Here is a 13889-nt window from a genome sequence, read left to right as displayed (position 1 = left end):
AGAAGAGGGTATCCACTAGAATTTGAATAATTCTAGTAGATACCCTTTTTACATAATTGTTGCGCCTAATGAGTTTTTAAAATGACCAAGAGCCCACTCATGACCAGCTTGATTAAAGCTTGCAACAGAATCTTCATAGATGACAAGGTCAAATGACTTATTATATGCATCAACTGCTGTATGTAGTACGCAAATATCAGAACAAACACCTGTTAAATATAACTCATTTATATTTCGTTCACGTAAAAGCTGTTCTAGATTTGTTCCAGCAAACGAGCTGTAACGTGTTTTATCCATCCAAATAACATTTGGTAAATGTTTTATTTCTTCGTACAAGGACTGAACTTCATTATATAGTTCTCTTCCTTTTGTATTCCGAATATTATGTGGAGGGAATAGCTTCGTTTCTGGATGAAAAGGATCGTTTTTTTCATGTAAATCACAAACAAAAATAATTAGCTCATCTTCATCGATGAATTGACGAATATGACGTAAAATCGCTTTCTCAAGTATTTGTCCTGCTTCTCCGCAAGTTAATGCTCCATTTTCCGCTACAAAGTCTACAGTATAATCAATTACGATTAATGCTTTCTTCATTTCATCACCCCAACAGTATGTCTTTACATATATCATGACACACTTTATAGAAGAATGTCGAATGAATTTCATAAATCTGTTTTCGGTTTATAAATACGAAAATTTCAATTTCCGTAGGACTGGACTGTGAATGCACTTCATTGAATTAATATCATGGGAAGGAGATGCGAATGTATTTTCGAGGACTCGCAAGCTTTGCAATAATAATGGATATCAATAAATATTCATGTTTTATAATATAAATTTTGCGTTATGAAATGGATTCGGTCATATAAATAATAAAATAACTATGAGACTTAAAAGTTTTGCAATTTCAAATAGCTTAGTATATAATTACAAAAAAGTTGAAGGGAGTTGTAAGCTTATGGATCGTACATTAATGAAAAAATATAACAAACATGCATTAATTTTCGTAGCGATACATTCAATTTTCTTTTTGAATCTCGCTTTTGACTTCTTAGAGATCCACTAAGTCTTAAAATAAAATATGATCATACAGATACTAAATGCTTCTTCTCCGACGGAAAACACATTTCGCCTTTGAAGAAGCATTTTTGTTATTTAAAATGGATAAATTATAGAGTTATAGAGTTTGCAAAAGGAGTGATTACAACTTGCAATCATTTGAAAAGGCATTTGAAAACGTTGAAAGGCCATTTGCTTGGGTCGATATGAATGCTCTAGATGCAAATATTCGATTTATCAACCATCATGTCAAAGAAAAAAATGTTCGCATCGCAACGAAATCCATTCGTTCTATTCCATTACTTAGATATTTAAATGAAAAGCTATCTAATGTATCGGGATTGATGACTTTTACAGCAAGTGAAACCTGTTATTTGTTAGAGAATGGCTTTGACCATTTGCTCCTCGGCTATCCAGTGTTGGAGGAAAAAAGCGTTTTAGAGTTATATAAATATATTAAAAAAGGCTATGATGTTTGTTTTATGGTAGATGATATTCGACAAGCAAAGTGGTTAAACGAATTAGCGAAACGTTCTAATGTAAATGTTGGAATATGTATCGATATCAATCTATCAATTGAACTTCCATTTATCTTTTTTGGTACGAGGCGTTCTGCTATAACAAATTTAAAGGATTTAGAGAACTTATTAGAATTGCTAAAAAAACAAACACATTTACATATTGAGGGTGTGATGGGCTATGAAGCACAACTCGCAGGTGTTGGTGATTTGCCAATACAAAAATGGAAGCGACCAGTGATTCAACAATTGCAAAAGGTTTCAAAAAATCGTGTTGCAAAGCTTCGAAAGGAAGCGGTTGATTTCATTTTAGCTGAAATTGGGGAGGTAGAATTTGTTAACGGGGGAGGATCAGGGAGTATAGATTTTACAGCACAAAGTTCAGAGGTAACGGAAATTACAATTGGCTCAGCATTTTTTAATCCTGCATTATTCGATCAATATAGTCAATTAGATTTACAGCCTGCTGCTGGATTTGCTTTACGCGTCACAAGAAATCCAGCAAGGGATGTTGTAGTTTGCCATGGGGGTGGTTATATTGCTTCAGGAGCTATTGGAAAAGATAAGCAACCTGTTCCTTATGAAGCTCAACATTTTGCTTTTTTACCACTTGAAGGTGCAGGAGAAGTACAAACACCACTTAGAAGAAAGGATCATCAAAATCCCAAGATTGGAGATACAATTTATTTTCGTCATGCAAAAGCTGGTGAATTATGTGAACGTTTTACACAGTTAGAGGCTGTAAGAAGTGGTCAACATGTGAATTGTTTCAAAACTTATAGGGGGGAAGGAAAATGTTTTCTGTAAAAGATTGGGTAGATACACGTAAGTGGCGAAATTGGGCTGGAAATGTGAATGGTATCCCAACTCAATCCTTATTACCACATGACACTAAACAGCTTTCTAATTTAATTTGGAATATACAAAAACAACATAAAACGATTCGAGTAACTGGAGCAGCACATTCATTTAGTCCAATCGCGAAACCAGATGATATTGCTATTTCTCTTCATAATATGAGAGGGCTAATTGATATTAATAGGGACACAGGAGAAGCCACATTTTGGGCAGGCACTTATTTGTTTGAAATTGGTCCAATTTTGGCTCAATTCGGCTTTGCACTTGCGAATATGGGAGATATACATGAACAAACAATTGCAGGTGCAATCGGGACAGGTACTCATGGTACAGGAGTGACATTAGGTTCTTTATCCAGCCAAGTTGTGATGTGGGGGATTGTAGACGGATTAGGTAATTATCATGAACATACCAGAGGAGACGATGATTTATCAAAAGCTTTACACATATCATTAGGGCTTTTAGGAGTACTAGTTAAAGTAACCATTAAAACAGTTCCACTATACAGTCTAAAATGTCAAACAATCCATTACACTTTTGATGAAGCAAATAAAGTTTGGGATATGATGATTCGGGAACATCGTCATGTTGAATGGTTTTACTTCCCTGGAACAGAGCGAATTCAAGTGAAAATAATGGATCAGATCCCAATTGTTGAACAGTCTAAGAAATCTAAAACGGTTGAAGATTTAAAAAATAATGTAATTGAAAACGGTCTTTTATATATTGTTTCAGAAGTCTGTAAAAGACAGCCTAAAGCCACAAGATGGGTAAGTAACTTAGCTTCCAAAAGCGTACCAACCGGTGTAAAACAAGGCCTAAGCTATGAAATTTTCCCATCACCTCGTAAAGTAAAATTTTTAGAAATGGAATATGCAATCCCTTTGGAAAAATTCCATGATTGTATGGAAGAAATACACTTCACCTTAAAATCGCATCCATTCAAAGTGCATTTTCCTATTGAGTGTAGAATAACAAGGGGAGAAAATGGCTTTTTAAGCCCAACACAAGACAGAGAAAGTGCATTTATAGCTTTTCATATGTACAAAGGAATGGATGAAAAAGATTATTTTAGATGGGTACAAACATTGATGAGAAAATATAATGGTAGACCACATTGGGGGAAAATGAATCATCTAACAAAGGTGCATATACTAGAGCTCTACCCAAATTACCCGCTTTTCCTTCAATTACGAGAAAAATATGATCCTGAAAATATTTTTGTTACGGATTATTTCAAAAAACTAATCGAATGAACGAATAATATCTCACATCATTGTGTAAAAAATCGATATATTATGTGGGGTTGAAATGTTCTAAATAGATCCAATTAATTAATTTTTCTAAAAATTTTAATTTTGTTCATAACTTAGCGAAAAATTAATATAAAGGGAATGAAAACGTATACATTGAAGATTTAATTTTTTAAATTGAGTGACAATTCCAAAAATACTGTTGACTTCAATGGAAATACATACTATGATAGCAACAATTTAATAAATGTTTTATGCAAATAGCTAAAGACAGATTATTGTATTTTACAGAAAGAAGTGAAGAGTATGGGGGAACAGTTAATTTTTCTTGATGGAAATTTAGTGCAAAAGGAAGACGCTAAAGTTTCTGTTTATGATCATGGTTTTTTATATGGTGATGGAGTATTTGAAGGCATTCGCTCATACAATGGCAACGTCTTTCGTTTAGAGGAACATTTAATTCGATTATATGAATCTGCTAAATCAATTTTACTCACCATTCCATACACAATAGAAGAAATGACCGAAATTGTTAAGGATACATTAAAAGCAAATGAATTACAAAGCGCTTATATCCGTTTGATTGTATCAAGAGGCGTCGGTAATTTAGGAATTGATCCTTCAACATGCAGTGGGGCAAGTGTCATTGTTATTGCTGAACCACTTGCACTATTCCCAGCTGAATTATATGAAACTGGTATTTCAATCGTTTCAGCGTCAAGTAGACGTAACCGTTCAGATGTATTAAGTCCAAAAACAAAAACATTAAACTACTTAAATAATATTCTAGTGAAGATTGAAGCGACACAAGCTGGCGTTTCTGAAGCATTAATGATGAATGATGAAGGGTATGTAGCAGAAGGCTCTGGTGATAATATTTTCATCGTTAAAGGGAATAAATTAATTACTCCTCCAGGTTATATTGGTGCATTAGAGGGAATCACTCGGAATGCTATTTTAGATGTTGCGAAAGAACGTGGCTACGAAGCGAGTGAAGGTGTATTTACAAGACATGATGTATATGTTGCGGATGAAGTATTTTTAACTGGTACTGCAGCTGAAGTAATTGCAGTTGTAAATGTTGATGGCCGTGTAATTGGCGAAGGTAAACCTGGCAAAGTAACAAAAGATATCCTTGAAGGTTTTCGTGAAATCGTCGAAAAAGAAGGCGTCAAAGTATATGACGAAGAAGTTACAGTAAAGTAAGGGGCGGTATACATGCGTAGTGACATGATTAAAAAAGGAGTCGATCGAGCTCCACACCGCAGCTTATTATACGCTGCAGGTGTTAAAACAAAAGATTTAGATAAACCATTCATCGGTGTCTGTAATTCATATATTGATATAATCCCTGGACACGTTCATCTTCAAAAATTTGGAGAAGTTGTTAAGCAGGCAATTCGTGAAGCTGGTGGTATTCCTTTTGAATTCAACACTATTGGAGTTGATGATGGAATAGCAATGGGACATATCGGTATGCGTTATTCATTACCAAGCCGTGAGTTAATTGCAGATTCCGCAGAAACTGTTATTAATGCCCATTGGTTTGATGGTGTATTTTACATACCTAACTGCGACAAAATTACACCAGGAATGTTGATGGCAGCTGTTCGTACAAATGTACCTTCTGTCTTTGTATCTGGTGGTCCGATGGAAGCGGGTGTATCTTCAACAGGTGAACAACTATCACTTACTTCTGTTTTTGAAGGTGTAGGGTCATATAAAAGTGGCCTTATGACAGCCGAAAAACTAAAGGAAATTGAAGAGAATGCATGCCCAACTTGTGGTTCTTGTTCTGGTATGTTCACAGCTAACTCGATGAACTCTTTAATGGAAATGCTAGGTATGGCATTACCTGGAAACGGTACAATCGTTGCAACTTCTGACGAAAGATATCAGTTGATTAAACAAGCTGCAGAACATCTAGTTCGTATGGTTAAAGAGAATGTTAGACCTCGTGACATCATTACAAAAGAAACTATTGATGACGCATTTGCACTTGATATGGCTATGGGTGGCTCAACAAACACAGTTTTACACACACTCGCAATCGCTCATGAGGCAGAAATCGACTATAACATCGAGGATATCAATAAAGTTGCAGAACGTGTTCCATATTTATCTAAAATCATGCCAGCATCCAACTATTCAATGCATGATGTCCATCTTGCTGGTGGTGTTAGTGCAATTATTAATGAATTATGTAAAATACCTGGCGCAATTCATAAAGATCGCATCACTGTGACTGGTCAGACACTTGAAGAATTAGTTAAAGGTCATGAAATTAAGAATTCGGATGTCATTCGTACAAAAGACAATCCTTATAGTCCTGTAGGTGGTTTATCTGTTCTCTTTGGCAATATTGCTCCAGATGGTGCAGTAATCAAAGTGGGTGCAGTAGATCCATCGATTAAAGAATTTACTGGAGAAGCAATTGTATTCGATTCTCAAGAAGAAGCACAAGCTCGAATTGATGATGGAACAGTTCAAAAAGGGCATGTCGTAGTCATTCGTTATGAAGGTCCCAAAGGTGGACCAGGGATGCCTGAAATGCTAGCTCCAACTTCTGCAATTATGGGGCGTGGCTTAGGAAAAGATGTAGCGCTTATAACTGATGGTCGTTTCTCTGGTGCATCTAGAGGTATATCAATAGGTCATATATCTCCAGAAGCGGCTGAAGGTGGTCCAATCGCATTAGTTGAAAATGGCGATATTATTTCAATTGATTTGATAAACAGAACAATTGAATTAAAAGTGTCAGATGAAATTTTAGCTGACCGAAAAGCAACATTAAAACCATTTGAACCTAAAATTAAAAAAGGTTATCTAGCTCGTTATTCTAAATTAGTTACTTCCGCTTCGACTGGCGGCGTTATGAAAATATAATTTGAAAACAAAATAATGATAAAACGTTGATAAGGTTAAAGGTATTAGAGTCTTGTATTTACAGAGAGCCGGGTTGCTGAGAGCCGACAATACAACTAATACTGACATCCCCTTGGAGTGGGTTACTAAAAGCTATTTGCAATTAGGTAACCTCGGGCGCATACTTTTGTGCTCGTTAAAGAAAGAATAGATTGTTCTATTCATGAGGTAGTCGTTTTTGGGCTATAAAATAGGGTGGTACCATGAAAGCTTTTTTCATCCCTACGCGATAGGTTTTTTGCGTGGATGAAAAAGCTTTTTTTATATAATAAATTTAATATCCTAGGGAGGAGTTCTATGATGAATGCACAAGTTCAACTAAAGAAACAATCAGCGACAGATCAAGAAGTTGATCAAGAGTGTAAAGCCAGTAAGACGGGTGCTGAGATTTTTATCGAATCGTTGCAAAACCAAGGTGTTGAGATAGTTTTTGGATATCCAGGTGGAGCAGTCTTACCTTTATATGATGCACTCTATCGTAATCCAATTAAGCATATACTTGCTCGTCATGAACAAGGTGCTATTCACGCAGCTGAAGGCTATGCACGAGTATCAGGTAAACCTGGAGTAGTAATTGCTACTTCTGGTCCAGGGGCTACTAACTTAGTTACTGGTATTACTGATGCAATGATGGATTCTTTACCACTCGTTGTCTTTACAGGTCAAGTTGCAACAACTGTCGTTGGTACGGATGCTTTCCAAGAAGCGGATATTATCGGAATTACTCAACCGATTACAAAACATAACTATCAAGTGAAAAATGTACAGGACTTACCGCGAATCGTAAAAGAAGCATTTCATATTGCATCAACTGGTCGCAGAGGCCCGGTTGTAGTTGACATTCCAAAAAATATTGCAAATGCTATTTTTGATGATAGCGCAGTTGAAGAGGCATCAATAAACTTGCCTGGCTATCAACCAACGTTGCATCCAAATTATTTGCAAATCAAAAAAGCCGTATCATTGCTTAGCACAGCAAAACAACCGCTTGTTTTAGTGGGTGCTGGTGTTTTAGCAGCTGATGCATCGAAAGAATTAACAGAATTTGTGGAAAAATTTAAATTCCCTGTTGTTAATACATTATTAGGACTCGGAAGCATTGAAGGAAAACATAAACTTTTCCTAGGAATGGCTGGTATGCATGGAACATTTACAGCTAATATGGCTATTAGTAATTGTGATGTTCTGTTAAACATAGGCGCTCGTTTTGATGATCGCTTAACAGGAAATTTGAAAAAATTTGCTCCGAAAGCGAAAGTAATTCATATTGACATTGATCCAGCTGAGATTGGTAAAAACGTTCCAACTGAAATTCCAATCGTAGCGGATGCTAAAGAAGCATTACTTTCATTATTAGAACAACCATTTGAAGTACAAGATTTAACACTTTGGCATGAATATTTGCACGAATGCCAAGAAGAATGCCCACTATGGTATGACGATGATGGAGATGGCACAATTTATCCTCAATTTGCGGTCGAAACCATCCACCGTCTAACTAACGGCGAAGCAATCATTACGACAGATGTTGGCCAACATCAAATGTGGACTGCACAATATTATCCTTTTAAAAATGATCATCACTGGGTAACGTCTGGTGGTTTAGGTACGATGGGCTTTGGTTTCCCGGCAGCAATTGGGGCACAATTTGCTGATCCTGATAAAAAAGTTATTTCAATCGTAGGTGATGCAGGATTCCAAATGACATTACAAGAACTTTCATTGCTAAAAGAATTCAAACTACCCGTGAAAATTTTCATCCTAAATAACAGCTGTCTAGGTATGGTTCGCCAATGGCAAGAAACATTCTATGAAGAACGCTATTCTTCTTCACTTATGCCAGTACAACCAGACTTCGTCAAACTTGCTGAAGCATATGGCATAAAAGGCTATAAAGTTGAAAAAGTAGAAGATGTGGAATCTGTATTCAAAGAAGCAATCGAATCAGATGAACCAACTTTAGTAGACTGCCGTGTGAAAGAACTTACATTAGTTAATCCAATGGTAGCACCTGGTAAAGGACTTGCTGAAATGATTGGAGTGAAAAAAGGATGAGAAGAGTAATAACCGTAACAGTTATTAACCAAAGTGGTGTTCTAAATCGAGTTACAGGGCTACTGATGAAACGTCAATTTAATATTGAAAGTATCACGGTTGGTCATACAGAGCAACAAGGTATTTCCAAAATGACGTTTCTCGTAAATGTAGAGGATCAAGCTAAAATTGAACAGCTTGTAAAACAATTATCAAAGCAAATTGACGTGATTAAAGTCAATGACATAACAGAAAAATCAATTGTTATGCGTGAATTAGCACTTATTAAAGTAGTAGCTCCACCGAATTTGCGTAGCGAAATCAATTCAATCGTCGAACCTTTCCGTGGTTCAATCATTGATATGGGTAAAAATGTGATTACATATCAAATCGTTGGTAATCCGGAAAAAATAGATGCTTTTATTGAATTGATTCGTCCATATGGTATTAAAGAACTGACTCGTACAGGTGCAACTGCATTTGTACGTGATGCTCAACTTAAGCCATCAGCGCAACTTTCGATTTTACAATAAAAAAATATAAACTACAAAACAATCAGGGGGAAATTAAAATGGCAAAAATGTATTATAACCAAGATATCAATGAACAAGTATTAGAAGGTAAAAAAATCGCAATTATCGGTTACGGCTCACAAGGTCATGCACATGCTTTAAACTTGAAAGAATCAGGTTTTGACGTTCGCGTTGGTATTCGTCCAGGGAAATCTGCTGAAAAGGCAAAAAATGATGGTGTTGAGGTTAAATCAGTAGCAGAAGCAGCTAAAGAAGCAGATGTAATCATGATCTTACTTCCAGATGAAAGACAAAAAGCAGTATACGAAGCAGAAATCGCTCCAGGATTAGAAGCTGGAAATGCACTAGTTTTCGCACATGGCTTCAACATTCACTTTAAACAAATCGTGCCTCCAGCAGATGTAGATGTATTCTTAGTTGCTCCAAAAGGTCCAGGACATTTAGTTCGTCGTACTTACGAATCAGGTGCAGGCGTACCTGCTCTAATCGGTATTTATCAAGATGCTACTGGTACTGCAAAAGACATTGCTCTTGCTTATGCAAAAGGAATTGGTGCAGCACGTGCTGGCGTACTTGAAACAACTTTCAAAGAAGAAACAGAAACAGATCTATTTGGAGAACAAGCAGTTCTATGTGGAGGTACAGCAGCGCTTGTAAAAGCTGGTTTTGAAACATTAGTAGAAGCAGGGTATCAACCAGAAATTGCTTACTTTGAATGTTTCCACGAATTAAAATTAATCGTTGACCTTATGTACGAAGGCGGCCTTTCTAACATGCGCTACTCAATCTCTGACACTGCTGAATGGGGCGATTTCGTTTCAGGTCCACGTATCGTAACGGATCAAGTAAAAGCAGCAATGAAAGATGTTCTTACTGATATCCAAGAAGGTAAGTTTGCAAAAGAATGGATCAACGAAAATGAAACTGGTCGACCAAAATACAATGCAATCAAAAAAGCTGAATCTGAACATCAAATCGAAAAAGTAGGGGAAGAGTTACGCGCTATGATGCCATTCGTAGGCAATAAAGTTGAAAAAGAAACTGTTGGTAGTACAAAAGCTTAGTAATTTTAGTTGATAGTATTCCGTGTTCTACATCTAAATAGTGATTTTTACAATTCACAACTTAAAGGAGTAGTTTACCTGCTTCTTTAAGTTAATGAGTTGTAACCAATGGGACTATCGAAAATTTAGAAGGAGTGCATGTTTAATCATTTTAGTATTGGAGGAGGAGTTTTTATGGAAAAGAAGATTACTATTTTACCTGGTGACGGGATTGGTCCTGAGGTTGTTGCTTCTGCAGTAGAAGTACTACAAGCTGTGGGCAAAAGATTTCAACACACATTTCATATTGCATACGCGATGATTGGAGGTGCCGCAATTGATCAGCATGAGGATCCACTTCCTCAAGAAACCATTGAGTTGTGTGAACAAAGTGATGCGATCCTTTTAGGCGCAGTAGGGGGTCCAAAATGGGATCAAAACCCTGCTGAACTGAGACCTGAAAAAGGATTACTCCGTATCCGTAAGCATTTTGATTTGTTTTCAAATTTACGCCCCGTTCAGGCTGTTCCATCACTCATAAAAGCTTCTCCTCTAAAAGATGATTTAGTAAAAGATGTCGATCTACTAATTGTACGTGAACTAACTGGAGGCTTATATTTTGGTGAGCCACGTAAACGTACAGATGAAGAGGCACTAGATTCACTAGTATATACTCGACCTGAAATTGAACGTATTGTGGAGAATGCGTTTGAACTAGCGCGTGTTCGTAGAGGAAAGTTGACATCTGTTGATAAAGCAAACGTTCTTGATACTTCACGCTTATGGAGACAAATTGTAGAAGAGAAAAAAGTACAATATCCAGATGTAGAAGTAGAGCACAGTTTAGTCGATTCAACTGCAATGAAGTTAATTACGAATCCCGGTGCATATGATGTCATTGTCACTGAAAATATGTTTGGAGATATATTAAGTGATGAAGCTTCTGTTATTACAGGATCTCTTGGTGTTCTACCTTCTGCAAGTATTCGCTCAGACAATTTCGGATTATATGAACCAGTCCATGGATCTGCACCAGAACTTGCAGGAAGAGGAATTGCCAATCCGGCTGCAACGATTCTTTCGGTTGCAATGATGCTACGCTATTCATTTGGATTAAAAGAAGAAGCTGCTGAAATTGAACGCGCTGTTAATGCTGTTTTTGAAGATGGTTATTTCACAGCAGATTTAGCAACTCCAAATAGCCGCGTACTTACAACAAATGAATGGACTGAAAAAGTATTAAATGAATTAGATACAAGTTTTGTTTCAGATAGTATTATGACTACTTATATTTAGAAAATAGGTGAAGAATAATGGGGAAAAATATAATAGAAAAAGTGTGGGACCAACACGTTGTTTATCAAGAGGATGGTAAACCAGATTTACTCTACATCGATCTTCATTTGATTCACGAAGTGACTTCACCGCAAGCTTTTGAGGGGCTTCGTCTAAATAATCGAAAGGTTCGTCGTCCAGACCTTTGCTTTGCTACAATGGATCACAATGTACCTACACGAAACTTACCAGTAATCAATGATCCAATTGCTAAAACTCAAATTAATACTTTAGCTAAGAACTGTGAAGAATTTGGTGTTCCATTAGCCGATATGGGTCATCCAGATCAAGGGATTGTCCATGTAATTGGACCACAACTTGGTTTAACTCAACCTGGTAAAACAATTGTATGTGGAGATTCTCATACGTCTACACATGGTGCATTCGGTGCGATTGCATTTGGTATCGGTACAAGTGAAGTAGAACATGTATTATCCACACAAACACTTTGGCAAAGTAAGCCTAAAACAATGCAGATTCATGTTCAAGGTGAACTAGGCTTTGGCGTTACTGCAAAAGATATTATTTTAGCAATTATTTCAAAATTTGGTATTGATGTAGGTACTGGTCATATCGTTGAATTCACAGGTGATGCAATTCATAAATTATCTATGGAAGAACGCATGACGATTTGTAATATGTCCATTGAAGCGGGAGCAAAAGCAGGTTTAATTAGTCCTGATGAAATTACAGCTGATTATATTAAAGGTCGTCGTTACGCTCCTCAAGGTGAAAAATTTGAAAAGGCAAAGGAATACTGGTTATCACTTGCATCTGATGAAGACGCAACATATGATCAAACACTTGTTATTGACACATCTGAAATTGAACCTTTCGTAACTTGGGGTACAAATCCATCAATGGGTAGCGGTATATCTAAAGCTGTTCCATCTTCCTTTGATTTTTCAGAAGAATCAGATAAACGAGCGTTGCAAAAAGCTCTTGCTTATATGGATTTAAAAGAAGGTACACCTTTAACAGAAATTGAAATTCAACATGTCTTTATTGGTTCTTGTACGAATTCTCGTTTACATGATTTACGTGCTGCAGCTTCCGTTATTAAAGGAAAACAGGTGCATTCAAATGTTCGTGCAATTGTTGTACCTGGCTCTCATTTAGTGAAAAAACAAGCGGAAGAAGAGGGACTTGACCAGATCTTTAAAGATGCCGGATTTGAATGGCGCGAATCAGGTTGTAGTATGTGTCTTGCTATGAATGAAGACGTTGTACCAGCAGGTGAACGTTGTGCCTCAACATCTAATCGGAATTTTGAAGGACGTCAAGGTACAGGTTCAAGAACACATCTTGTTAGTCCTCCGATGGCTGCAGCTGCTGCAATCGCTGGTCACTTTGTTGATGTTCGCGAAATTATTAATGTACCTGTATGATGGAGGCGTAAATTATGAAACCTATAAATATTGTAAAAAGTGTCATCACACCTTTAAATCGTAAAAATGTAGACACAGACCAAATTATTTCGAAAGAATTTTTAAAACGAATTGAACGTACAGGTTTTGGACAATTTGTCTTCTATCATTGGCGTTTTGACCAAAATGGTAATCCAATAGAAGATTTTGTATTAAATCAATCACAATACAAAGGCTCAAACATCTTAGTGGCTCATGAAAACTTTGGATGTGGATCATCTCGTGAACATGCACCATGGGCCATTTTAGATTATGGTTTTAAAGTTGTTGTTGCACCAAGCTTTGCAGATATTTTCCATAATAACTGCTTCAAAAATGGTATTCTACCAATCAAATTGGAAGTATCAGAAATAGAAGAATTATTATTGAAAGGCGAACAATCTACTCTAGAAGCTGAAGTGAACCTACAAGACCAAACTTTAACTGCAGACGACAAAGTATATCACTTTGAAATCAATCCTTATTATAAGGAAATGTTGTTAAACGGTTGGGATGAGATTGCATTGACTTTCAAATACGAAGATTCTATTAAAGAATTTGAAGAAAAACGTATTCAATTCAATTAAACATTAAATAAGTAAATATCATAAAGAACTATCGAGTAAATCTAATGAATTAGACTTCTCGATAGTTTTTTTATTTCAGTGAGATTCATTCATAGTCCTACGGGAAAAGCTTGAGCTGAAAGCCTTGCAGGAACGTAGTGAAGGCACTGAGAAAGTGTTAAAATACAAATTTAAAAGTATTAATCTGTTTTCTCAATGATGTGGAATTAGCTTCGCTTTCCGCGGGCGAACTGACGAGCCTCCTCGCTACGCTGTGGGGTCTCGTCTGGCTCGCTTTCCCGCAGGAGTCTTCGCTAATTCCACATCAACTAAGATAGCTATACAAAATTTTTATT

At 36.5% G+C, this 13889-nt stretch carries 11 protein-coding genes; 10 read left to right on the top strand and 1 reads right to left on the bottom strand.

Translation table 11 applies throughout. The annotated features are described in order from the left end of the window. Positions 1-48: 48 nt before the first annotated feature. Positions 49-597: a cysteine hydrolase family protein gene (locus tag ACIQ4I_RS02880; RefSeq protein ID WP_403092617.1), complete on the bottom strand. Its 549-nt coding sequence runs from the start codon at positions 595-597 to the stop codon at positions 49-51. Positions 598-1211: 614 nt separating this feature from the next. On the opposite strand from ACIQ4I_RS02880, the gene ACIQ4I_RS02875 reads away from it, so the two are divergent. From ACIQ4I_RS02875 to leuD, 10 genes are all read left to right on the top strand, one after another. Next, positions 1212-2387, top strand: a complete 1176-nt coding sequence (locus tag ACIQ4I_RS02875; RefSeq protein ID WP_403092615.1) for an alanine racemase — start codon at positions 1212-1214, stop codon at positions 2385-2387. Continuing rightward, on the top strand, positions 2375-3694 hold the full coding sequence (locus tag ACIQ4I_RS02870) for a D-arabinono-1,4-lactone oxidase (protein WP_403092613.1): 1320 nt from the start codon (positions 2375-2377) through the stop codon (positions 3692-3694). Before ACIQ4I_RS02875 ends, ACIQ4I_RS02870 begins: the two co-directional genes overlap by 13 nt. A 303-nt stretch (positions 3695-3997) precedes the next feature. Then, positions 3998-4897, top strand: a complete 900-nt coding sequence (gene ilvE, locus ACIQ4I_RS02865) for a branched-chain-amino-acid transaminase (protein WP_403092611.1) — start codon at positions 3998-4000, stop codon at positions 4895-4897. Positions 4898-4909: 12 nt separating this feature from the next. Beyond that, the gene (gene ilvD, locus ACIQ4I_RS02860; RefSeq protein WP_403092609.1) at positions 4910-6577 is read left to right on the top strand and encodes a dihydroxy-acid dehydratase; all 1668 of its coding nucleotides are present in this window, start codon (positions 4910-4912) and stop codon (positions 6575-6577) included. A gap of 339 nt (positions 6578-6916) precedes the next feature. Further along, complete coding sequence (gene ilvB / locus ACIQ4I_RS02855; protein ID WP_403093354.1) at positions 6917-8671, top strand: biosynthetic-type acetolactate synthase large subunit; 1755 nt, start codon at positions 6917-6919, stop codon at positions 8669-8671. Continuing rightward, positions 8668-9183, top strand: coding sequence for an acetolactate synthase small subunit (gene ilvN / locus ACIQ4I_RS02850; RefSeq protein ID WP_397538724.1), 516 nt, complete (start codon positions 8668-8670; stop codon positions 9181-9183). Before ilvB ends, ilvN begins: the two co-directional genes overlap by 4 nt. A gap of 38 nt (positions 9184-9221) precedes the next feature. Beyond that, positions 9222-10247: a ketol-acid reductoisomerase gene (ilvC, locus tag ACIQ4I_RS02845; RefSeq protein WP_403092607.1), complete on the top strand. Its 1026-nt coding sequence runs from the start codon at positions 9222-9224 to the stop codon at positions 10245-10247. 174 nt (positions 10248-10421) lie between these two features. Then, the gene (gene leuB, locus ACIQ4I_RS02840; RefSeq protein ID WP_403092605.1) at positions 10422-11522 is read left to right on the top strand and encodes a 3-isopropylmalate dehydrogenase; all 1101 of its coding nucleotides are present in this window, start codon (positions 10422-10424) and stop codon (positions 11520-11522) included. Between the two features lie 17 nt (positions 11523-11539). Beyond that, entirely contained in the window at positions 11540-12949 is a 1410-nt protein-coding gene (gene leuC, locus ACIQ4I_RS02835) for a 3-isopropylmalate dehydratase large subunit (protein WP_403092603.1), read from the top strand. A 14-nt stretch (positions 12950-12963) separates the two neighbouring features. Then, positions 12964-13554: a 3-isopropylmalate dehydratase small subunit gene (gene leuD, locus ACIQ4I_RS02830; protein WP_403092602.1), complete on the top strand. Its 591-nt coding sequence runs from the start codon at positions 12964-12966 to the stop codon at positions 13552-13554. Positions 13555-13889: the final 335 nt, after the last annotated feature.

The sequence above is a fragment of the Rummeliibacillus sp. NPDC094406 genome, from assembly GCF_044763875.1.
GTDB lineage: Bacteria > Bacillota > Bacilli > Bacillales_A > Planococcaceae > Rummeliibacillus.
The sequence above is the reverse complement of the archived record's forward strand: the minus strand, read 5'-3'. Positions and strand labels throughout refer to the sequence as shown.